The organism is Burkholderia sp. 9120, assembly GCF_000745015.1.
In the GTDB taxonomy this organism is placed as follows: domain Bacteria; phylum Pseudomonadota; class Gammaproteobacteria; order Burkholderiales; family Burkholderiaceae; genus Paraburkholderia.
This window is the reverse complement of record NZ_JQNA01000002.1, coordinates 1,284,960-1,307,239: the sequence shown is the minus strand read 5'-3', so window position 1 is coordinate 1,307,239 and position 22,280 is coordinate 1,284,960. Positions and strand designations below refer to the sequence as shown.

General features: G+C 62.8%; 16 protein-coding genes. 9 read left to right on the top strand and 7 right to left on the bottom strand.

The window, feature by feature from the left end; all coding sequences use genetic code 11:
* Positions 1-2 precede the first annotated feature (2 nt).
* The 4 genes from FA94_RS14020 (at position 3) to FA94_RS37985 (ending at position 5,352) form a co-directional block, all read left to right on the top strand.
* The gene (locus FA94_RS14020; RefSeq protein WP_035552074.1) at positions 3-1,421 is read left to right on the top strand and encodes an HlyD family type I secretion periplasmic adaptor subunit; all 1,419 of its coding nucleotides are present in this window, start codon (positions 3-5) and stop codon (positions 1,419-1,421) included.
* Complete coding sequence (locus tag FA94_RS14015; RefSeq protein ID WP_035552072.1) at positions 1,411-2,877, top strand: TolC family protein; 1,467 nt, start codon at positions 1,411-1,413, stop codon at positions 2,875-2,877. The genes FA94_RS14020 and FA94_RS14015 overlap by 11 nt, the downstream gene beginning before the upstream one ends.
* A complete protein-coding gene (locus FA94_RS14010; RefSeq protein ID WP_051980566.1) occupies positions 2,874-4,298 on the top strand; it encodes an alpha/beta hydrolase family protein in 1,425 nt (474 codons plus the stop codon). Before FA94_RS14015 ends, FA94_RS14010 begins: the two co-directional genes overlap by 4 nt.
* A gap of 256 nt (positions 4,299-4,554) precedes the next feature.
* Positions 4,555-5,352, top strand: a complete 798-nt coding sequence (locus FA94_RS37985; RefSeq protein WP_081935920.1) for a hypothetical protein — start codon at positions 4,555-4,557, stop codon at positions 5,350-5,352.
* Positions 5,353-5,832: 480 nt separating this feature from the next.
* On the opposite strand, the gene FA94_RS14005 is transcribed toward FA94_RS37985, so the two are convergent.
* Positions 5,833-6,024 carry a rubredoxin gene (locus tag FA94_RS14005; RefSeq protein ID WP_035552069.1) on the bottom strand — a complete coding sequence of 64 codons (192 nt, stop codon included), beginning with the start codon at positions 6,022-6,024 and terminating at the stop codon, positions 5,833-5,835.
* 331 nt (positions 6,025-6,355) lie between these two features.
* Here FA94_RS14005 and FA94_RS14000 point away from each other — a divergent pair, with 331 nt between their 5' ends.
* The 5 genes from FA94_RS14000 (at position 6,356) to FA94_RS13980 (ending at position 14,193) form a co-directional block, all read left to right on the top strand.
* A complete protein-coding gene (locus FA94_RS14000) occupies positions 6,356-6,757 on the top strand; it encodes a DUF4399 domain-containing protein (RefSeq protein WP_035552065.1) in 402 nt (133 codons plus the stop codon).
* 174 nt (positions 6,758-6,931) lie between these two features.
* Positions 6,932-8,869 (top strand): ATP-binding cassette domain-containing protein, encoded by a 1,938-nt coding sequence (locus FA94_RS13995; RefSeq protein ID WP_035552062.1) that lies wholly within the window; start codon positions 6,932-6,934, stop codon positions 8,867-8,869.
* A gap of 316 nt (positions 8,870-9,185) precedes the next feature.
* The gene (gene parE, locus FA94_RS13990) at positions 9,186-11,171 is read left to right on the top strand and encodes a DNA topoisomerase IV subunit B (RefSeq protein WP_035552059.1); all 1,986 of its coding nucleotides are present in this window, start codon (positions 9,186-9,188) and stop codon (positions 11,169-11,171) included.
* 64 nt (positions 11,172-11,235) lie between these two features.
* Positions 11,236-13,560 carry a DNA topoisomerase IV subunit A gene (gene parC / locus FA94_RS13985; protein ID WP_035552056.1) on the top strand — a complete coding sequence of 775 codons (2,325 nt, stop codon included), beginning with the start codon at positions 11,236-11,238 and terminating at the stop codon, positions 13,558-13,560.
* Positions 13,561-13,734: 174 nt separating this feature from the next.
* Positions 13,735-14,193, top strand: a complete 459-nt coding sequence (locus tag FA94_RS13980) for a CopD family protein (RefSeq protein WP_035552051.1) — start codon at positions 13,735-13,737, stop codon at positions 14,191-14,193.
* A gap of 84 nt (positions 14,194-14,277) precedes the next feature.
* Here the strand turns inward: FA94_RS13980 and FA94_RS13975 are convergent, their stop codons facing one another.
* The 6 genes from FA94_RS13975 to FA94_RS13950 form a co-directional block, all read right to left on the bottom strand.
* Positions 14,278-15,486 carry a chromate transporter gene (locus FA94_RS13975; protein WP_035562089.1) on the bottom strand — a complete coding sequence of 403 codons (1,209 nt, stop codon included), beginning with the start codon at positions 15,484-15,486 and terminating at the stop codon, positions 14,278-14,280.
* Positions 15,487-15,640: 154 nt separating this feature from the next.
* Complete coding sequence (locus tag FA94_RS13970; protein WP_035552047.1) at positions 15,641-18,007, bottom strand: bifunctional diguanylate cyclase/phosphodiesterase; 2,367 nt, start codon at positions 18,005-18,007, stop codon at positions 15,641-15,643.
* Positions 18,008-18,492: 485 nt separating this feature from the next.
* On the bottom strand, positions 18,493-19,413 hold the full coding sequence (locus FA94_RS13965) for a PhzF family phenazine biosynthesis protein (RefSeq protein WP_035552046.1): 921 nt from the start codon (positions 19,411-19,413) through the stop codon (positions 18,493-18,495).
* Between the two features lie 146 nt (positions 19,414-19,559).
* Entirely contained in the window at positions 19,560-20,024 is a 465-nt protein-coding gene (locus FA94_RS13960) for a RidA family protein (RefSeq protein ID WP_035552044.1), read from the bottom strand.
* Positions 20,025-20,093: 69 nt separating this feature from the next.
* A complete protein-coding gene (locus FA94_RS13955) occupies positions 20,094-21,290 on the bottom strand; it encodes an aminotransferase-like domain-containing protein (RefSeq protein ID WP_035552042.1) in 1,197 nt (398 codons plus the stop codon).
* A 77-nt stretch (positions 21,291-21,367) separates the two neighbouring features.
* A complete protein-coding gene (locus FA94_RS13950; protein WP_035552040.1) occupies positions 21,368-22,057 on the bottom strand; it encodes a VOC family protein in 690 nt (229 codons plus the stop codon).
* Positions 22,058-22,280 lie beyond the last annotated feature (223 nt).

Here is a 22,280-nt window from a genome sequence, read left to right as displayed (position 1 = left end):
TCATGCGACTACGATTACAGGCATTGGCTGATCTCGGCCGCCGCTATGCGGCCATCTGGCGCGCCGCATGGTCAATCCGTCGACAGTTTGACGCACCCGCCAAACTCGAATACGAACTGGCGTTCCAGCCGGCGCAGCTGGAGCTGGTCGAAACGCCGGTACATCCGGCGCCGCGCTGGAGCGCGCGCATTCTGGTGGCGCTCACCGTTATCGTGCTCGCCATTACGCTGTTTGCGCGGCTCGACATCGTCGCGACCGCGAAGGGCAAGCTCGTACCCAACGCGCGCGTGAAGATTGTGCAGCCGGCGATTACCGGCGTCGTGCGCGAAATCGCTGTGCAGGACGGCGATCGGGTGACGGCCGGGCAACTGCTGATGAAACTCGATACCTCGCAGGCCTCGGCCGACGAGGACAAGGCCCGTGCGAGCCGCCTCGACGCGGGACTAGCTGCCGCCCGTGCGCAGGCTTTGCTTGAGGCGCAGCGCGACAACTGTGCGCCGCGGGTTGCGATCGTCGACGGTGCGCCGGAACAGCGCCAGCTCGAAGCGCAGCGGCTTGCCGAAGGTGCGTGGCTCGAGTTCGAGGACAAACAGCGCGCGGCCGGCGCCGAGCTTGAGAAACGCGGGGCCGAACTCGACAGTACACGCCAGGAGATCGCGAAGCTCGTCGCTACGGCTCCGCTTGCGAGGGCACAGGCGAACGACTACAAGACGCTGTCGGAGAAGAAATATGTCGCGCAGCACGACTATCTGGACAAGGAACAGACGGCACTCGAACAGGAGCATGAGCTCGATGCGCAGCGCAGCCACGCGCGCGAACTGGCCGCTGGCATTGCGGAGCAGCGCGCCGACATCGCGTCGGCCGAGTCGCAGTTTCTCCGTGAGCAACTGTACGAGCAGGAGAAAGCCAGCGAGCAGTTGACCCAGAGCCGCAACGACGAAGCGAAGGCGCATACGCGCACGGGTTTGATGAGCCTGAGCGCACCGGTTGCCGGCACGGTGCAGCAGATGGCGGTGCACACGCTCGGTGGCGTCGTGACGACCGCGCAGGCGTTGATGGAAATCGTGCCGGACGATGCGCTCGAAGTCGAGGCGACCGTCGAGAACAAGGATATCGGCTTTGTCGATGTTGGCCAGCGCGCGGCGGTCAAGATCGAGGCATTTCCCTATACGCGCTACGGAATGCTGGAAGGAACGGTCGTCTCGGTATCAAACGATGCGGTGCAGGACAAGAAACTGGGGCTGGCATTTACGGCGCGTGTTCGCCTGAACACGAATCGCATGCGCATCGACAATAAATGGATCGCGCTGACGCCGGGCATGAGCGTCACGGCGGAGATCAAGACCGGGCGTCAGAGCGTTGCGCACTATCTGCTTGGACCAATGGTCGAGGGCGCGCAGGAGAGCATGCATGAGCGGTAGCCGTTTGTGGCGATTGTCGCTAACGGGCGGTGCCGTGCTGACGCTTGCCGCCTGCTTGCCCGCGCATGCGATCGATATCCTGAGAGCCGAGCAGGGCGTGCCCGCGACGGCTGCGGGTGAGTTGATCAGCTCACCGGGCATGTGCGTATTCGGCGCGGTGGGGCGGCCGCTCGCGCTGCTCGAAGCGGTCGAGCGCACGTTGTGCAACAACCCGAAAACGCGTGAGGCTTGGGCTGACGTAAAGGCACAGGCAGCAGCGGTTGGCGTCGCGCGCGCTGCATTCCTGCCGACGCTGTCCGGCACGTGGCAGGGCGTGCGCGACAACTCGGCAACCAATGTCACCGGAGAGCCGCAACTCAGCTCCAGTACGTCGTCCACGATCCGCTCCGAAAGCGCGACGCTGAACTGGGTGTTGTTCGACTTCGGCGGCCGGGCAGCGGCGCTGCGCAATGTGTCCGAAATGCTGAGCGCCGCGCGCGCAACGCAGAATGCGACGTTGCAAACGGAATTCGGTAATGTCGCGAAGGACTATTACGCAGCGCAGGCTGCGCAAGGCGCGCTGATCGCGGCGGCCGATATCGAACGCATGACGCGCGACAGCCTGACCGCCGCGCAGGCGCGCGTCGACAAAGGCGTCGCGCCCATCACGGATGAGCTGCAGGCGCAGACCCAGCACGACGAGGCGGTGTTCAATCTCACGAAAGCGGAAGGCGACGCGCAGACGGCGACGGGAACACTTGCTTCTGAGATGGGACTGGATCCGGGCGAACCAGTTGTCGTGCCCGAGGTGTCGGCGGGCGCGCAGCCCGACCAGGTCTTCAGCGAGTCGGTCGGTGAGCTGATCGACGACGTGAAGCGGTCGCATCCGAGCGTACTTGCTGCGCAGGCGCAGTTCGAAGCCGCCCGCGCGAAGGTTGCGCAGACGCGTGACGAAGGCCTACCGAATGTGAGTTTGGTCGCGAAATACAGCCGCAACAATCAGCCGGCGAGTCTGGGGCTCGGGATTCCGAGTTTCCCTGCGACCGGGCACGACGCGTATATCGGCGTGCAGCTGACGATACCGTTCTTCGAGGGATTCGGCCGGCATTACCAGATCCGCCAGGCGGAGGCGGAAGCGGAGCACCAGCTCGACGTGGTGAGCGAAACCCGGCAGCAGGTCGCGCTTGACGTGTGGACGGCGTATCAGACTTTACGCACCGCGACGGAGAATGCGGCACATAGCGCGACCATTCTGGATATTGCGCGTCTCTCGTTCGATGCCGCCGAGGAGCGCTATCGCGCGGGCGTGGGCAATATTCTGGAATTGCTCAATACGCAGACCTCGCTGGCGACGGCCCGGCAGCGGCGCGTGCAGGCGCTGACCGACTGGCATAACGCGAAGGTGCAGCTTGCGGCGAAGCTTGGCCGGCTGGGCGTGGAAAACTTTGCTGACAACTATTCACTCGAATCCAGATGACGTTTAGCAAAGGGTGGTTTTTCTTTTTCATCATCCTTCTGTGGCTGGGTGCGGCACGACCTGCGCTGGCAGACGATCCCAAGGCGGCATCCAAAGCACCGGCCGCGGCGCTAGAGAGCGAACGCGTTATTACGGTGCCGGGCGACCCCGATCGTCCTGTCGACCTGCAGATGACCATTTACACGCCGAAGGGCCCAGGTCCCTTTTCGTTGGCCGTGATGAATCATGGTGCGACCGGAAATACGGCGCCCAGTGACCAGCCACGTTATTACCTCACATTCTCAGCGTATTACTTTCTGTCGCGCGGCTACGCGGTCGCATTGCCAATGATGCGGGGCTACGCCGGCTCGGGTGGTCATCTGTTGCAACATGGTTGCGACGATGTGGCCATTGGCCTGGATGCGGCGCGCGACATTCGGGCGGTGATCGATTACCTGAAACAGCAACCCAATATCGACGGAAGTCGCATTGTGGTGGCGGGGCAGAGCTTCGGTGGCTGGAACACGCTGGCACTCGGCACGCTGAACGTACCGGGCGTCAAGGCTTTGGTGAGTTTCGCAGGTGGCATGCGGGCAAACGACTGCGCCGATCAGGACACTGCACTGAGCGACGCTGCGGCGCGGTTGGGTGCGCGCACGGCAACTCCGTCCATCTGGTTCTTCGGCGATAACGATGCGGTATTCCCCACACCGGTGTGGCGCGCGATGTATGAGCACTACGTCGCAGCGGGCGGTCCGGCGACGCTTGTGGCCTACGGCCAGTTTGGCGCTGATTCGCACAACCTTCTGGGTTCGGCCGCAGCCCTTCATTTGTGGGTGCCCGAACTCGACGCGTTTCTTGCAAAGGTGGGATTACCGCACACGCAGGTGAGTCCCGAGTATATGCCGACGCCAGCACCTGCTCCGAGCCACTACGCGGCGCTCGACGACATGCAGGCATTGCCCTACCTGACGGAGCATGATTATGCGTATTACCGGGCATTCCTGAATATGCCTTCGCCACGCGCATTCGCTATCGGCCCGCACGGCGCGGCGTCAAGTTCCGAAGGATTTGACGCGCAACTCGAAGCTTTGAAGCTGTGCGGAAAAGCCAGTTCGGACTGCCGGCTTTACGCGGTCGATAACGATGTTGTATGGACACGGCCAAGCTCCGTACCCGTCGCGACGCGCTTTGCCCAGTTGGGGGATGTGAGCGCTGTGCCGTACCTGAACGCGCAGGGCAGGGAAGGATACCGGAATTTCCTGAAAATGCGCCGCCCGCGTGCCTTCTCTATTTCGTCAAATGGTGCCTGGGAGGCGGTCTCGCTGGGAATTGATCCAGCCGCCGAAGCGCAGGAGGCGTGCAACAGGCTCTTTCACCACTGCCGTCTATATGCCGTCGATGGCGACGTGGTGTGGCCAGAAAGCGCAAGCAGGAAATAGACGGGACAGTTCCGAGCCAGAACGCGCCGGCGCCGGCGGGACTTATGCATGTCAGATCCACTTAACTGAGGGTAGGACGGCTGGAGGCGTCAACGCGAGCGACCCGGTCACAGGCAGCAATCGGCCAAATTCGGACATTTCCACTAACTTCTCGAATGCAGACATTTACCTCCCGCTGTATGCTGACGACCGGAGTCACGCGGCGGGGCTGTGGTACCGGTTGACTCTGCATCATCTATTTTGTGACAGTGAGCACATGGAAAAAGTAAAAATTAAACTCGTAACTGTTGGTCGTTTTCCGCTGCACCTAAACTTCAACACGGTCTCGGGGTGGAAATCGGAGGTTTTCGAGCTTGTCGGTGGCGTGGAAAACTATGAATTACGCGGTGACTCGGATATAGGGAATTGGGCGTTCTCCGATAAATTGATTAAGAGGCAGCTCCCTCTAAAGAAAAATTATAGCGCCGATTTTTTGATCGCGATTGTTAATGTTCCGCTCGAAGACAATTGGTATGCTAGGCCTCTTGGCGAAAATCAAATTGTCTTCACTTTTTTTGAAATAAAAGAAATCTTAAATGCGGAGAATATTCCGCTTGCAAACGCAATTCTGCGTGTTTTGTACGCATATTCACTTCGCTACCGGCGATCAGGGAACGCAATTCCGCAAATTGGTGCGGCGCAAAGTTTTACTCACGATGATACGCGCGGATGCCTTTTTGATATGAACGGCATAAAGACTGATATCGTCGAATCATGCAATAAGCCTATTGTGTGCGGAGAATGTGAGACGCGAAGTAAGAGTGAGCATGTTCCGAATCAGACTATCAAGGCTGTTCAAAAAGAAATAAAGAAAATTCGGAAGCCTCTTTACTATAGGTCTCTCGATTTCGCAAAAACAAAGCCCGTTATTGCGTTATTAATATCAAGTGTATTCGCGATATCACTCGGAGTGGCGGGATCACTAATTGCCTCGTATATCTACGATGTCATTAAACCGCATCCTGGTATAGGTGAAACACGTCAATCCACCGATCCCGGCAAATCTGCCCAGTGATTTTCAATATTCGAATGTCCGCTTTTCCATCGCCTGATTGACCGCTCTGGGTCGATCACGGGCATCCGAGACAGCAAAAAGCCCGCATTGGCGGGCTCGTTTTTCGATGCTACAAAAATGCTACAGCACTGTTGCCGCGCCTTATCTGGCGGGTCTTCTGGTTGTCATTCCACCCTCTGAACTACAGGGAGAGGGACCGAAGCCGGACCAGATCGCTTCGACCCGTGCGGCCTTTTGTTGGGCACTGCGGGATCGAGCGAGTCAACTTCACCAGCGAGCGCAGAGTATATCAAACCGACCCGGCCGCGAGGAGGGCAGCGTCGAGCCTACGCCAACCCGCGAAAAGCCCACCCCAAAACGCAAAACGGCCCAGCGGGCAATCCCTGCCGGACCGTCAGAACCACCGTGCCGTCACGCCACCATCGCAGCGTGTCGAGCCCAAAACTCAAAGCTCACTCAACGAGCAAACTCACTCCAACCTCAAAACTCCACCACCGCAAACTCCGCCTTACCCACGTCGCAAAGCGGGCAGCGCCAGTCTTCCGGAATCGCGGCGAAGCGCGTACCCGGCTCGATGCCTTCTTCGGGGATGCCTTCTTCCTCGTTGTAGATCCAGCCGCAAATCAGGCAGACCCAGCTCTTATATTCAGTCACTTCAATTACTTCGCTCACGACGTACTCTTCTCTCTATTCAATGCAATGATCCGCCCGTCTGCCCCTTTTTTAGGCACGGCGGCGACCCGCAATATTACCGGAATTTGTCAATTCGACCGAAAACTACCGACGCTGCGCCGCCGCAAAGCGCCAACGACAACTCGCGCCAGACCGGCGAACTCCCCGCGAATTCCGTCACGCACAGCGTGTATGCTCTGATCCGCAGCCCGTCGTTTGGACAGCCGCGCCGGGCGTCCGGCATAGGTTGCGACGATCGGCCACAGACGGTCAGGCCGCTATCGCCGGCTCGGTCCGCGCATCATTTTCGTATCCAACAAGGAGAAAAACGATGTTCAAAAACAAATGGCTGGCAGGTGCGGCATTGGCTGGATTGCTCGCCGTGTCGGGCGTGGCGCAGGCGGCAAGCGTGTCGTTCGTGCAGCCGGCGGACGGCGCAACCGTCAGCAATCCCGTGCACGTGGTGTTCGCCGTCGACGGCATGAAGATCGCGCCGGCCGGCACGATGACCGAAGGCACGGGTCATCATCATCTGTTGATCGACGGTCAGCCGCTGCCCAAGGGCGAGGTGATTCCCGCGACCGACAAGTCGCTGCACTTCGGCAAGGGCCAGACCGAGACCGATCTGACGCTGCCGCCGGGCGATCACACGCTGACGCTGCAGTTCGGCGACGGCATGCATCGTTCGTACGGTCCGGAAATGAGCAAGACCATCACCGTACACGTGAAGTAATCGCGCATCGCACAGGCCGGCCGGCTCGGCGCAGATGCCGAACCGGCCGCTCACCCGGCCGTTCCACGTTTCACAACCCCGCCAAACAGCCTATCTCTTCCGCCATACAGGCACCGCCCCGCGCGCCCGGTACAATGGGCAGTTCCGACTCATCGCTGTCTTCTCCAATTCTCCATGTCGCTTTACACCATTACCGGGGCGCAACTCGCGTTCGGTCACGTCGCGTTGCTCGATCACGCGGATTTCTCTCTCGAAGCGGGCGAGCGCGTTGGGCTGATCGGCCGTAACGGCGCGGGCAAGTCGTCGCTGCTGAAGATCGTCGCGGATCTGACCAAACCTGACGACGGCCTCGTCACGCGTCAACAGAACCTGACCACGGTCTACGTGCCGCAGGAACCCGAGTTCGATACGGACGACACGGTGTTCGAGGCGGTCGCTGCAGGCCTCGCGCACGCCCGTTCGTTGCTCGACGAATACGACGTGGTCGCCAATCAGCTCGCCGACGAGCCGGAAGGCGCGGAGCACGATGCGCTGATGGACCGCATGAACACGCTGCAATCGTCGCTGGACTCGGTGGACGCGTGGAACTGGAGCACGCGCGTGGCCACCACGCTGCAGCAGATCGGCCTGAACGGCGAAGCGCGCGTCGGTTCGCTGTCGGGCGGCATGCAAAAGCGCGTGGCGCTGGCGCGCGCGCTGGTCGTGCAGCCGGACGTGCTGCTGCTCGACGAGCCGACCAACCACCTGGATTTCGAAGGCATTCGCTGGCTCGAAGACCTGCTGGTCTCGCTGCGCGCGGGCCTGTTCTTCATTACCCACGACCGCGCGTTCCTCGACCGTGTCGCCACGCGTATCGTCGATCTGGATCGCGGCCGTCTGCTGTCGTATCCGGGCAATTTCTCCGCTTACCAGACGCGCAAGGCGCAGCAACTCGAAATCGAACAGGTCGAAGCGGCCAAGTTCGACAAGCTGCTCGCGCAGGAAGAAGTGTGGATTCGCAAAGGCGTCGAGGCACGCCGCACGCGCAGCGTCGGCCGGATCGCGCGGCTCGTGGAAATGCGCAATCAGCGCGCGGATCGCCGCAACGTGCAGGGCAACGTCAGGCTCGACGTCGGCCAGGGCGAGAAGTCCGGCAAGATCGTCGCCGAATTGACCGACGTGACCAAGCGCTACGGTTCGCGCACGGTGGTCGACAACTTCACGGCCACGGTCATGCGCGGCGACAAGATCGGTTTCGTCGGTCCGAACGGCGCGGGCAAGACCACGCTGCTCAAGATGATCCTCGCCGAACTCGCACCGGACGAAGGCACGGTGCGCGTCGGCACCAATCTGCAGGTCGCCTATTTCGACCAGATGCGCGCGCAACTGGATCTGGAAAAGAGTCTCGCCGACACGATCAGCCCGGGCAGCGAATGGGTCGAAGTCAACGGCCAGAAGAAGCACGTCATGAGCTATCTCGGCGACTTCCTGTTCGCGCCGGAACGCGCGCGTTCGCCGGTCAAGTCGCTGTCGGGCGGCGAGCGCAACCGTCTGCTGCTGGCGCGTCTGTTCGCGCGGCCGGCTAACGTGCTGGTGCTCGACGAACCGACCAACGACCTCGACATTCCCACGCTCGAACTGCTCGAAGAACTGCTCACCGAATACGACGGCACGGTGCTGCTGGTCAGCCACGATCGCGCGTTCCTCGATAACGTCGCGACCTCGGTGATCGCGGCGGAAGGCGGCGGCAAGTGGCGCGAATACGTCGGCGGTTTTACCGACTGGCAGATTCAGCGCGACCGCTCGCAGCAAATGGCGCTTGAGGCACAGAAGGAAGCCGGTAAAGAAGCGGGCAAAGACGCCGCGGCGTCCAAAGAACCGGCGGCCCGCAATACGCAGCAGCGCGCCGCCAAGCTGTCCTTCAAGGAACAGCGCGAACTGGAGGCGCTGCCGCCGAAGATCGCCGCGCTGGAAGCCGAGCAGAAGACCATCGGCGCGCAACTGGAAGACGGTTCCGTGTTCGCTAAAGACCCGCAGGAGGGCACGCGCCTGACTGAACGCTACGCCGCGATCGACGAAGAACTGCTGGTCGCGCTGGAACGCTGGGACGAACTGGAAAACCGTCGCAAGTGATGCGCGCGGGCGGCGGCCGCGAGCGCGGCGCGATAGCGCGCTGTGCGTCGCGGCGCGCCCGCCAGCCGTCGCTCGTCGAGATCAAAACGGGGTCTTCGTCCACGTCGCCCCTTATCCAGATGGCCAATCCGGCACGTAGTGAATTGCCGCCTGATTCGAAATCAGTAAAATACCCCGCGAACAGGCATGCCCGCATGGCGGGCACGAGACCTAACTCCGTTGTTTCGTTTCGCTTTTTTTGAAAAGTCAACGCATTGTCCACGGACCTGTCCACAGGAGCTGTGGACAACGATGAACCGCCGCACCCGAGTCAACCATGTCTACGAAAAAGCCAAACGCCGCGTATAGCGAAGCGTCGATCAAGGTGTTGAAGGGCCTCGAGCCGGTCAAGCAACGGCCCGGGATGTACACCCGCACCGAAAATCCGCTGCACATCATTCAGGAAGTCATCGACAACGCGTCGGACGAGGCCCTCGGCGGCCACGGCCGGCAAATCACCGTCACGCTGCACGCGGACCACTCGGTCTCGGTGGAAGACGACGGCCGCGGCATTCCTTTCGGTCTGCATCCGGAAGAAGGCGTGCCGGTCGTCGAAATCGTCTTCACGCGCCTGCATGCGGGCGGCAAGTTCGACAAAGCCGCGGGCGGCGCGTACACGTTCTCGGGCGGCCTGCACGGCGTCGGCGTGTCGGTCACCAACGCGCTGTCCAACCGCCTCGACGTCACCGTGTGGCGCGACGGCAAGGTCGCCGATCTGAGCTTCGCCAATGGCGACGTCGCCAAAGAGCTCGAAGTGCGTTCCGCCGTGAAGGGCGACAAGAAGTCCGGCACGCGCGTCACCGCGTGGGCCAATCCGAAATACTTCGATTCGCCGAACCTGCCGCTCGGCGAACTGCAACGTCTGCTGCGCTCGAAAGCGGTGCTGCTGCCGGGCGTCGAAGTCACGCTGATCAACGAGAAAACCGGCGAACAGCAAACCTGGAAATACGAAGACGGTCTGCGCGGCTATCTGCTCGAAGGCATGAACGGCAGCGATCTGCTGATCCCGTTGTTCGAGGGCGAGCGTTTCGTCGAGAACTCGCGCACGAGCGAAGAGACTTTCGCGGAAGGCGAGGGCGCGTCGTGGGTCGTCGCGTGGAGCGAAGAAGGCACGCTGATGCGCGAGTCGTACGTGAACCTGATTCCGACGCCCGCGGGCGGCACGCACGAATCCGGTTTGCGCGACGGTCTGTTCCAGGCAGTCAAGAGCTTCGTCGAAATGCACAACCTGCAGCCGAAGGGCGTGAAGCTGCTCGCCGAAGACGTGTTCGCGCGCGTCTCGTTCGTGCTGTCGGCCAAGGTGCTCGATCCGCAATTCCAAGGGCAGATCAAGGAACGGTTGAATAGCCGCGACGCGGTCAAACTGGTGTCGTCGTTCTCGCGGCCGGCGCTGGAGTTGTGGCTGAATCAGCACGTCGAGCACGGCAAGAAACTCGCCGACCTCGTCATCAAGCAGGCGCAGGCGCGCACGCGTGCCGGTCAGAAGGTCGAGAAGCGCAAGAGCTCGGGCGTGGCGGTGTTGCCGGGCAAGCTGACCGATTGCGAGTCGACGGAAATTGGCCGCAACGAACTGTTCCTCGTCGAGGGCGACTCGGCGGGCGGTTCGGCGAAGATGGGCCGCGACAAGGAATATCAGGCGATCCTGCCGTTGCGCGGCAAGGTGCTGAACACGTGGGAAACCGAACGCGACCGGCTGTTCGCCAATAACGAAGTGCACGACATTTCGGTAGCGATCGGCGTCGATCCGCATAGCCCGGACGACAAGATCGATCTGTCGAATCTGCGCTACGGCAAGATCTGCATTCTGTCGGACGCTGACGTCGACGGTTCGCATATTCAGGTGCTGCTGCTCACGCTGTTCTTCAAGCATTTCCCGCAACTGATCGAGCGCGGGCATGTGTGCGTCGCGCGTCCGCCGTTGTTCCGGGTCGACGCACCGGCGCGCGGCAAGAAGCCCGCGCAGAAGCTGTATGCGCTCGACGCGGGCGAGCTCGAAGCGATCCTCGACAAACTCCGTAAAGACGGCGTGCGCGACACGCAGTGGTCGATCAGCCGCTTCAAGGGCCTCGGCGAAATGAGCGCGGAACAGCTGTGGGACACGACCATGAACCCCGACACGCGGCGTCTGACGCCGGTCGCGCTCGGCGAACTCGACTACGACGCCACGGTAGCGCGCATGACCATGCTGATGGGCAAGGGCGAAGCGGCCTCGCGCCGCAGCTGGCTGGAAGAAAAGGGCAATGAAGTGGAAGCGGACATCTGAGCGCGTAGAAGCGCGCTCGACCTCCCTGAACACACTTCAAGCCAAACACGGATACGGAATCTAGATGGACGACGACAACACTCTCGACCTTTTCACCGCGCCGCCGCCCCCGGAGGGCGACTTTCTGACGCTCGGCAATTACGCGGAAGGCGCGTACCTCGAGTACGCGGTGAGCGTGGTCAAGGGCCGCGCGCTGCCGGACGTGTGCGACGGCCAGAAGCCGGTGCAGCGCCGCATCCTGTTTGCGATGAACGACATGGGCCTGTCCGACAACGCGAAGCCGGTCAAGTCCGCGCGCGTGGTCGGCGACGTGCTGGGTAAGTACCACCCGCACGGCGACCAGTCGGCCTACGACGCGCTGGTGCGTCTCGCGCAAGACTTCTCGATGCGCTACCCGCTGATCGACGGCCAGGGCAACTTCGGTTCGCGCGACGGCGACGGCGCAGCGGCCATGCGCTACACCGAAGCGCGCCTGACGCCGATCGCGAAGCTGCTGCTCGACGAGATCGACCAGGGCACGGTCGATTTCATGAAGAACTACGACGGCGAGTTCGACGAGCCGAGGCTGCTGCCCGCGCGTCTGCCGTTCGTGCTGCTCAACGGCGCATCGGGTATCGCGGTGGGTCTGGCCACGGAAATTCCGTCGCACAACCTGCGCGAAGTCGCGGGCGCCGCGGTCTCGATGATCCGCAACCCGAACCTGTCGCATGCCGAATTGATGCAACACATTCCGGGGCCGGACTTCCCGGGCGGCGGCCAGATCATTTCGAGCGAAGCGGAAATCGCCGCGGCCTACGAAACCGGTCGCGGCAGTCTGAAGGTACGCGCGCGCTGGAAGATCGAAGAACTCGCACGCGGCCAGTGGCAACTGGTGATCACGGAACTGCCGCCGAATACGGCCGCGCAGAAGGTGCTTGAGGAAATCGAAGAGCAGACCAACCCGAAGATCAAGCTCGGCAAGAAGACGCTCACGCCCGAACAGTTGCAGACCAAGCAGACCATGCTCGGGCTGCTCGACGCGGTGCGCGACGAATCCGGCCGCGATGCGCCGGTGCGTCTCGTGTTCGAGCCGAAGTCGAGCCGTATCGACCAGACCGATTTCGTCAACACGCTGCTCGCGCATACGAGCCTAGAATCGAACGCATCGCTGAATCTGGTGATGGTGGGTGGCGACGGCCGGCCGCGTCAGAAGGGCCTGCGCGAAATTCTGCAGGAGTGGATCGCGTTCCGCTTCGCGACCGTGACGCGCCGCACGCGTCATCGGCTGTCGAAGGTGAACGACCGGATTCACATCCTCGAAGGCCGGATGGTCGTCTTTCTGAATATCGACGAAGTCATCCGCATCATTCGCGAAGCGGATGAGCCGAAGGTCGCGTTGATGGCCGCGTTCGGCTTGTCCGACCGGCAGACCGAAGACATTCTTGAAATCCGGCTGCGTCAGTTGGCGCGCCTTGAGAAGATCAAGATCGAGAAGGAACTGGCCGAACTGCGCGACGAAAAGGCCAAGCTCGAAGAACTGCTCGGCAGCGAATCGGCCATGAAGCGCCTGCTCATCAAGGAAATCGAGGGCGACGCGAAGCAATACGGCGACGAGCGCCGCACGCTGATCCAGCAGGAAAAGCGCGCTACCTTCGAAGCGCGGGTGGTCGACGAGCCGGTCACGGTTGTCGTGTCGCAGAAGGGCTGGGTGCGTGCGCTGAAGGGCCACGGCCTCGACGCGGCGGGCTTTACGTTCAAGGCCGGCGACGGCCTCTATGCGGCATTCCAGTGCCGCACGCCGGACACGCTGGTCGCGTGGGGCAGCAACGGCCGCGTCTATTCGGTGGCGGTTGCGCTACTGCCGGGCGGGCGTGGCGACGGCGTGCCGGTCACGTCGCTGATCGAACTCGAGTCGGGCAGTCATCTGATGCATTACTACGCGGCATCCGCGGATCAGGCCTTGCTGCTCGCGTCGAGCAACGGCTTTGGCTTTGTCGCCAAGGTCGGCGACATGGTGAGCCGCGTGAAGGCGGGCAAGTCGTTCATGACGATCGACGCCGGCGCCGCGCCGCTCGCGCCGATGCCGATGCTGCCGGATGCCACGCACATTGCCTGTCTGTCGTCGGGCGGCCGTTTGCTGGTGTTCGGCCTCGACGAGATGAAGACGCTGTCGGGCGGTGGCCGCGGCGTCACGCTGATGGGGCTCGACGATAACGAAACGCTGGTGCAGGCGCTGTCGGTCAATCACGCGGGCGTGATCCTGATCGGCACGCGGCGCGGTGGCCGCGTCGACGAAGAAAAGCTCGGCCCCGCCGCGCTCGCGCCGCACGTCGGCAAACGGGCGCGCAAGGGACGCACGCCCGAGAGCAAGATGAAGCTCGATGGTATGCGTCCGGTGCCGGCGGCTTAACAAAGCTTGACGTTCGAGCGCGGCGAGCCTCTGCTAGCATGCGGGGCGCTCGCCGCGGGGAAAAGCCTCACGCGTCAGGAACTGCACGCACAGCGCGCGGTCGAATGCGCTCAATAGCCGCCGCAAATATTATTCGTCATAAGCGGCATGGCGTCGTCGGGAGAGGAAAACAACATGAACAAAGCTATCGAACTCGCACTCTTTCTCCATCTGCTCGCGGTCGCGGTGTGGGTGGGTGGGATGATCTTCGCGCATTTCTGTCTGCGCCCGGCCATTGCCGATTTATCGCCGCAATTACGCCTGCCTTTGTGGGAATCGGTGTTTAGCCGTTTCTTCAATTGGGTCGCGGCGGCGGTGCTGGTGATTCTGATCACCGGCGGATTCCTGCTGATGCAATTCGGCGGCGGTCACGCCACGTGGCCGTTGCATGCCATGGCCGGCCTCGGCATCGTGATGATGCTGATCTTCGGGCATATCCGGTTTGCGGTGTTCCCGCGCATTCGGCGTGCGGTGCAGGCGCAGAAATGGCCGGACGGCGCGCAAGCGGTCGGTACGATCCGGCGTCTGGTGCTGATCAATATCGTGCTTGGCGTGGTGACGATCGGTGTCGCCGTGCTGTCGCGCGGATTCTGATGTTGCAGGCCTGAAGCAGGACCGCTGCGTGGCAAGGCTGCCGCGCAGCCTGGGCGGCGCTACGAATGCGCACGGCAAGCGGGTCTATGGCAGCGCCCCATACGCAAGCCACAACCCGCACACCACTGCCACCGTCCCATACACCACGTAGACCGGCACCTTCAGCTTTACGAAGCACATGCCGGAAAACAGCGCGGTGATCAGATACGCTGGTTTGAACGGCACATGCCCGGCAATGCGCAGCACCGCCACCGCAAGAAACGCGGTGGTCACTGCGCGCAGCATCCGCATGCCGTGCTCGAAGCGCGGATTCGCCTTCAGTTGATGCAGATGCCGCTGCGCCAGCACGACGAGGCAGCCCGACGGCACGAATAACGCGAGCGTGGCGATCAGCGCGCCCACCCAGCCATCCACCAGATAGCCGAAAAACGGCACCACGTTCAGCAGCGGACCCGGCGACAGCGGCGACAAAGAAAACGCCAGCGTGAAGTCATTGTCCGATACGCCGATCGCCGGGGTGACGAACAGCGTCTTCAAAACCGGCAGCGCGGAGAAGCCGCCGCCGAACAAGGTCATCCCGGCGCCCGCCAGACGCGGCCACAGCAGCGCGAGTTCATAGCGGGTCGGCAATGGCACCGCGAACAGCACCAGCAGCACGCACAGCGCGATCAGCAGATGCCGGTCGCCGCGTCCGAACGACACGACAAGCCGCGTATTGCGAATCGGGCTGATCACCCAGCCCGCGCCGAAGGCTGCACCGAGCATCGCCACATAAGCAGCGGGACTGCGCGCATAGAAAAGCGCCACGCAGCCGAGCGCCGCCGCGATCCATTCGAGCTTGCCGCGCAGCAGCGCGCGCGCCTGCTTATACCAGGTGACGGCGATCAACGTGGCCAGCACGACACTGAAGTGATTCAACAAGGTTTGCGACGCGGCGGCGCGCACGAACGGGGTGCGGTAGAAGATTGCGAACAGCGTCATCAGCATGAAGAAGGGCAGCACGCTGGCGACGCCCGCGATCCACGCGCCGGCGCGTCCGCGCAGCGCATGCCCCACCTGCACGGCGACATTGCAGCCCACGGGACCGGGCACCATCCACGCGAGCGCGATCAGATCGGAGAAGGCGATGCGTGACAGCCGTCCTTCGCGTTCGACGTAGTGGTTTTCGAGTTGCGCCATCAGCGCGAGGCCGCCCCATGACAGCGCCGACAGGCCGAATACGACCCGGAATAGCGTCCATAGTGGTTCTCGTGCGCCTCGTCGGGCGGCATCCTGGCTCGTGATCGTCTGCATGGCGCCGCGGGCGACCGGCACGCGGCGCGCCCACCCTCCGGGATCATTGTGATAGGGTGGCGCGGCCGGTGGCGGGCATCGCGCTGTGATGCGGTAGTGCGTGAATGTAGCCGGTTTTAGGCGGCCGTGGTGAGGCCATTGCGCGCCATCAGGCTCAGGGATTGGCGCTGGCGCTCGTGCTGGAGATGATGGTGGCGTTGTCCACTTCATGCGTGGTGCGACGGCCAGCCATGCCGCATACGCCGAAGCGTTCCAGCAGCGCGGGGATGGCCTCCACCGGCACGGGCCGCGAGAACAGGAAGCCTTGCGCCTCGATATGGCCGAGCGCGGCGAGCCACGCGATCTGCTCTTCAGTCTCGGTGCCTTCAACCACTACGGTGAGCCCGAGCGAGCGCGCGAGGTTGACGATCGCGGTGACCATCACGCAGACGCTGCGGTCGCCGGGAATGGCCTGGATGAACGAGCGGTCCACCTTCAGCGTATCCACCGAGAAGCGGTTCAGATAGGACAGCGACGAATAGCCGGTGCCGAAATCGTCGAGCGCGACGCGCACGCCGAGACGCTTCAACGCGAAGATCTTCTCGGAGACGAGTTCGGGATATTCCATCATCGCCGTTTCGGTGATTTCGAGTTCGAGGCGGCGCGCGGAGATGCCGCTTTCCTCGATGGCGTGCGAGATGGTTTCATACAGGTCGCCGCGCCAGAACTGCACCGCCGAAATGTTCACCGCGAGCGACAGCGTGTCGTAGCCCTGTTGCTGCCACAACGCGAGTTGCCGGCAGGCAGTCTCGATCACGAAGTCGCCGATCGGCACGATCAGGCCGGTCGATTCGGCGACCGGAATGAATTCGTTCGCCGGAATCAAACCGTGCTGCGGATGGTTCCAGCGCACGAGTGCCTCGAAGCCGGTGATGCAGCGGCGCGTCAGGTCGATCTTCGGCTGATAGGCGAGAAACAGTTGACCTTCGGTCAGCGCCACGCGCAGTTGCTGTTCCCACTTCATCAAATGATCGGCGCGGTGCGACAGTTGCGGCGAATAGAACTGGTAGCAGTTCTTGCCGGCATCTTTGGCGCTGTACATCGCGAGGTCGGCTTTTTTCAGCAGGTCGATCTCGCTTTCGTTCGCGACCGAATACAGCGCAATGCCAATGCTCGCATGCAGCACGAAAGAACTGCCGCGCACTTCGAACGGTTTGGCGAACACGTCCGCCGCCGCTTCGGCGAGCGCGACCGCCTGCTTCTCGACGTCGTCGCCCTTGAGTACGACAACGAACTCGTCGCCGCCGATGCGGCTCAACGCGCCGCTCTCACCGACAGCGGTAGCGAGGCGCGACGCGGTCATCTGCAGCACGATGTCGCCGGCGTTGTGGCCGAGCGTGTCGTTGACGGTCTTGAAGTTGTCGAGGTCGATAAACAGAATCGCGAGACAGCCGAGGTTGGCCGGCTGCGTGACGTCATGACGCAGGCTCTGCAGCGTCGCGTAGCGATTGCGCAGACCGGTGAGCAGATCGTATTCGACCAGATGCGTCATCTCGCGCTCGCGGCCGAGCAGTTTGCCGATCAGTCCTGTAGCCACCGCGAAGAAGCTCAGCATGGCGAGCGAGATGAAACCCGCCATCAGCAGATAGACGTTGCGCGTGTGGTTGTAGTCGGCGAATTCCTCGGCTTGCGACAGACCCACCAGCACGCCGAGCGGATAGCCGTCGATATGCCGGTACGACACGATGCGCGTGACATTGTCGATCGAATCGATGTAGGTGCCCGACACGTGTTCCGAGGTCGGGTAGGTGCCGCTCGCCGAGAACGTGCCGTTGGCGCTGTCGGCGCTGCCGGTGCGCCGCGCGAGCACGGTGCCGTTGTCCGAGATCACCGCGATCACGCCTTCGCGGCCGATCGCTGCATTGTTATAAAAGTCGCTGGTGAAATAGCTGGGATCTTCCGACACCACCACGACGCCCGCGAACGAACCGTCCGGATGATTCAGACGCCGCGTCATCTGCAAGGTCCAGTGGCCGGACACGCGGCCGAGCACCGGCTTGCTGATATACAACTGGTCGTCGTTCTCGTGCTCGTGAACCTTGAAGTGTTCGCGGTCGGACAGATCGATGTGTTTTGGATTGAGTTCGGCCGTATTGGCGATCAACGTGCCGTGTTCGTCGATCAACGACACCTGCACCAGCGTCTCGCTTTGCACCACGCCTTTTTCGACCGTGCTGGCAAGATCGAAATGCCCAGGGGTTTTCTCGAACTCGTATTTGACGAAGCGGGTGATCTGGTCGACCTGGTGAATCGCCTTGACCGTGTGCTGCTCCAGCGCCGCGGAGAGTATCGCGGCAGAGGCCATGGCCTCGCGATTGGTGGCTTCTTTCTCGACCGACAGACGCGCGAAGATCACGGTCCACAGCAGGATCAGCACCAACACGCCGAGCGCCGGAATGGCGAGCAGGGCTCGACGGCGCGACACGGCTGGGTCGCGGCGGGGTTGGGCTTCGCGCTGGTCGGAGAAGCGTGACTTGCTCATCGGCGAGTCCGTGCGCGGGTTCCGGCCGGTTGCAAACGAGCGAGCGTCGACTGCGCTGATTTCATGGTTGGCTGCATCGTGACCAGGGTGCCGGAACTGCTGCGCAGGAGGAGGGAGCGTGGTGTCGTGCCCAACCGTCCGCACGTTATCAGGCACCTTTCGATATTACTTAATGCCACTGCATTAAGGAAGGGGCCGCGCATCGGGTATACGCGGGCGCAGCAAACGGCGCTGCCCGGCTGAATTTCTGGCCGCTTCGGCCGGTGCTGGGGCCGCGGCCCGGTGGTCGTTTTCGAATGTTTCATCGGGAGTCGCGGTGCGGCGTTCAGGTGTGCCAGGCCTTTCGCAATGCAAAAAGCATTAATTGGGCAGAGTCTGCGGCGCTTTGTGGTTTAGCGTGGCTGAGTGGGGCAAATCGCGTCCGTTATTGCGTGGCGAGGACACGGACACGCTGGCCAACACTGGGCAGGCAAAGAGCGTGCCGTTCATGGCAGGCGGAACGTGCCGTCGACGATCGTCACCGAGGCGCCGCCGATCCACGTCTTGCCGTGTGCGTCGTCGTAGTGCACCGACACCTGGCCCGCACGACCGAGCACGGTGCCTTGACGAGCCGTATAACGCTCGCCCGGGCGACGCTGCTGCGTGCTTAACAAACCGGCGAGCGCCGCATTGGCGCTGCCGGTGACCGGGTCTTCACCGGTGCCGAAGCGATCGCCGGCCATCAGGCAGCGGACTTCGAATGTGGCCGGGCCGCCGGCTTCATGCGGACCGTAGACAGCGAGGCCAATGGCATCGACCGACTGCACGAGTTTGGCAAGTGCGCTCCCATCGGGATCGAGCGCGAGGCAGTCTTGCGCCGAATTAACGCGCACCACCAGCCACGGTGCACCATTGTCGACCGCGCAGGGCACGGCGCTGAAATCGATCGCGTCGCTACGCAAAGCCGTAGACAGTTCGGTATAGCGATCCGCGCCGAGCGGTGTGACGCGAGCGGGCGGCGCGGCGAAAGCCCACGCGTGTTGTTCGGTGTTGGCCGCGCCGTCCGCGCTAGTCGTTTCCGGCAACGCCTTGAGTTCGACGAGACCCACGCCGCATTGCTGGACGAGGCGGCCGGCCTGCTTCGGCTGATAGCCGCTTTCGAGCAGCGCATGCGCGGTGCCGAGCGTCGGGTGACCCGCGAACGGCAACTCGCCCTCGATCGTGAAGATGCGCACGCGATAGTCGGCGGCCGGGTCGGTCGGCTTCAGCAGAAAGGTGGTTTCGGACAGATGGGTCCAGCGCGCGATCGCCTGCATCTGATCCGCATCGAGCGTATCGGCGTCGAACACCACGGCAAGCGGATTGCCTTTGAACGGCACCGACGTGAACACGTCGACTTGTTTGAAACGAACAGTGTTGGCGAGCATCGTGCGCGGTCCGGCGAATCGTGCGAGTGAATCGGGTTCGCGGATTCTATCCGGTGCTGACGCAACGAGCCACCTCGCCGCAAAAAGCAGAACGCGCCGCGAGGTGCTGAGACCTCGCGACGCGTTCTGGTTACCGTTACGCAGCCTTACTCGACTTCGGCAATCATCTCGATCTCGACGCACGCGCCGAGCGGAATCTGCGCAACGCCGAACGCAGAGCGCGCATGCTTGCCGCGCTCGCCGAACACGTCGGCGACCAGTTCGGACGCGCCGTTGGTGACCAGATGCTGTTCGGTGAATTCGAGCGTCGAGTTGACGAGGCTCATCAGCTTGACGATGCGCGTGACGCGGTTCAGATCGCCGACGTGCGTGTGCAACGTAGCGAGCAGGTCGATAGCGATGGAACGCGCCGCGGCCTTGCCTTCTTCCGTCGTGAGGTTGGCGCCGAGCTTGCCGGTCCACACCTTGCCGTCTTTCTTCGCGATGTGACCCGACAGGTACACCGTGTTACCGCTTTGCGCGCTCATTACATAAGCGGCGGCCGGCGCACCGGCGGTCGGCAGTTCGATGCCCAGTTCCTTGAGCTTGTCGTACACATTGGTTTGAGCCATGTTGCGTCCTTGGTCAGTGATGGAATTCGGTGAGGCGTGCTGGGCGCTATGCGCGCAAGCAGGCTGCGTTTAAATCTTCGCGCGGATCAGTGCACCGAGACGCGCCATGCCTTCGTCGATCTTGGCCGGCGGCACCGTGACGAACGACAGACGCAGCGTGTTGTGTTGCGCCTCGTTCGCGAAGAACGGTCCGCCCGGCACGAACGCGACATTTTGCGCGACGGCTTCTTCGAGCAGTTTCATGCTGTCGATCTGCGCGGGCAGATCGACCCACACGAACATGCCGCCTTCCGGACGGTTCCAGCTCACGCCTTCGGGCATATAGCGTTCGAGCGCGGCCAGCATGGCTTCGCACTGATTGCGATACAGCTCGCGGATGGTCGGCACGTGTGTGTCGAGGAAACCGTCCTTGATCACTTCGTACACGATGCGCTGCGTGAAGCTCGGCGTGTGCAAGTCGGTGGCCTGCTTGGCCTGCACCAGTTTGAAGATGAGTTCTTCGGGCGCGATGATGTAGCCGACCCGCAGGCCCGGCGCCAGCACCTTCGAGAACGAACCGAGGTGGACAATATGGTCCGGCGCCATGGAGAGCATGGTGGGCAACGGCTCGCCGGCGTAGTCGAGCGCGCCGTACGGGTCGTCTTCGATCACCGGGAACGGTGCGGTCTTCGCGAACTCGGCGAGCGCGCGGCGGCGCTCGACCGGCAGACGGCGGCCGGTCGGATTCTGGAAATTCGGTTGCGCGTACAACAGGCGCGCGCCGGCCGTCAGCTCGGGCGTGAGGGCTTCGGGAATCAGGCCTTGTTCGTCGGTCGGCATTTGAACGTAGCGCGGCTCGTACATCGAGAACGATTGCAGCGCGCCGAGGTACGTGGGCGTTTCGACCAGCACCGGGCTGTCCGGACAGATCAGCACTTTGCCGAGCAGGTCGAGCGCCTGTTGCGAACCGGTGGTGATCAGCACCTGGCTGGGACGGATCTGCGCGCCGTTCACCGAATAGCGCTTCGCCACCCATTCACGCAGCGGCAGATAGCCTTCGGTCGCGCTGTATTGCAGCGCCGCGGCGGGCGAGTCGCGCAGAATGCGGTCCGATGCTTCGCGCATGCGTTCAGCCGGGAAGGTGGCCGGCGAGGGCAGGCCGCCCGCGAACGAAATGACTTCGGGCCGTTCCGTGACTTTCAGAATCTCGCGAATCGCCGAGCTCGTGAGCTTGCGTGCGCGTTCGGATAGTTGCCACGTGGGGGCTTTCAAGTCGCTTTGGTCCATGGTCTTCCTCTGCTGGTATTGGTGGAACCGGTCAAAACTTCAATTATCGCGCGAGTCGGCGACCCGCGCGCGCTGCTTTAATTAAGGGTCCGTAGACCGTCGGGCGTATCGAACTCGGCGACGAGCGCCGCGGCGCCCTCGGTCGGCTGCAATGCGATCAGATGCGCGGCGCCGAGCCATTGCAACTGCGCCGCGATGGCGTCGGCTTGCGGATGCGCGCCTTTCAAGGCTTTCAGCGCAATGCCCGAGTCCGGCAGGAACGCGGATGGATGGTGCGCCGAGTCCCATTGAATCAGCGAGGGCAGCACACCGTCGCCAACGTCTTGCCAACTGGGGAATGCGCCGTCGTCGAGGACTGACAGGCCCCATGTGAAATCGCCGCGTGTCATCGGCACGATCGGCGCGATGCGCTGCGGATACTGCGTTTGCCACGCCGACAGCCGCTTCGGCCGGTCGACCCGCGCGACCCAGTGCGACAGATACGGCCCGCTTTCGAGCCGGGCCTGGGTGGCCGGATCGTCGAGCGCGAACAGGCGGGCGCGCGGCGTATTGCCGTCGGCCGGTGCGGCGGCCTGCGGATCGATTGCGATCACTTCCAGATACACGCCGCCCCACAGGTTCAGCAGACGGTTGTGGGTCCGCATCAGCGGATGCGCGCCGCCGCCGGCCGGGGCGACGCCAAGCGTATCGGCGACGTACTGCGTGCCCTCGTCGAGGGTACGGGCGGAAATCACGAGGTGGTCGAGACGAAGCGTATGGGCGGTCATGACGGATCGGGAAACGGAAAACGGGTTGTCTGCGGCCGGCCGGCGCGCGCCAGGGTGAGCGGCTGCGCTGCCGGGGCCGTAAGCATAACCGTTTGCCGGATCGGCGGGCCATGCGCGGGGTGTTTTCGGCGGGTCTTGCCGGATCGCTGGCGGCCGGTGGGACGTTCGTCCCGTCGCGGCCGGGTCGCGTTGTCCCGTTGCTTCTCTCAAAATGTAGCGGCGA

Bases quoted from the DNA above. Each gene is read 5' to 3' on its own strand.
- FA94_RS13965 (WP_035552046.1), bottom strand. From the start codon at position 19,413: ATGCTCGCCAACACTGTTCGTTTCAAACAAGTCGACGTGTTCACGTCG.
- FA94_RS13950 (WP_035552040.1), bottom strand. From the start codon at position 22,057: ATGACCGCCCATACGCTTCGTCTCGACCACCTCGTGATTTCCGCCCGT.
- FA94_RS14020 (WP_035552074.1), top strand. From the start codon at position 3: ATGCGACTACGATTACAGGCATTGGCTGATCTCGGCCGCCGCTATGCG.
- FA94_RS13970 (WP_035552047.1), bottom strand. From the start codon at position 18,007: ATGAGCAAGTCACGCTTCTCCGACCAGCGCGAAGCCCAACCCCGCCGC.
- FA94_RS13955 (WP_035552042.1), bottom strand. From the start codon at position 21,290: ATGGACCAAAGCGACTTGAAAGCCCCCACGTGGCAACTATCCGAACGC.
- FA94_RS14000 (WP_035552065.1), top strand. From the start codon at position 6,356: ATGTTCAAAAACAAATGGCTGGCAGGTGCGGCATTGGCTGGATTGCTC.
- parC (WP_035552056.1), top strand. From the start codon at position 11,236: ATGGACGACGACAACACTCTCGACCTTTTCACCGCGCCGCCGCCCCCG.
- FA94_RS13975 (WP_035562089.1), bottom strand. From the start codon at position 15,486: ATGCAGACGATCACGAGCCAGGATGCCGCCCGACGAGGCGCACGAGAA.
- FA94_RS13995 (WP_035552062.1), top strand. From the start codon at position 6,932: ATGTCGCTTTACACCATTACCGGGGCGCAACTCGCGTTCGGTCACGTC.
- FA94_RS13980 (WP_035552051.1), top strand. From the start codon at position 13,735: ATGAACAAAGCTATCGAACTCGCACTCTTTCTCCATCTGCTCGCGGTC.
- FA94_RS37985 (WP_081935920.1), top strand. From the start codon at position 4,555: ATGGAAAAAGTAAAAATTAAACTCGTAACTGTTGGTCGTTTTCCGCTG.
- parE (WP_035552059.1), top strand. From the start codon at position 9,186: ATGTCTACGAAAAAGCCAAACGCCGCGTATAGCGAAGCGTCGATCAAG.
- FA94_RS14010 (WP_051980566.1), top strand. From the start codon at position 2,874: ATGACGTTTAGCAAAGGGTGGTTTTTCTTTTTCATCATCCTTCTGTGG.
- FA94_RS14015 (WP_035552072.1), top strand. From the start codon at position 1,411: ATGAGCGGTAGCCGTTTGTGGCGATTGTCGCTAACGGGCGGTGCCGTG.
- FA94_RS13960 (WP_035552044.1), bottom strand. From the start codon at position 20,024: ATGGCTCAAACCAATGTGTACGACAAGCTCAAGGAACTGGGCATCGAA.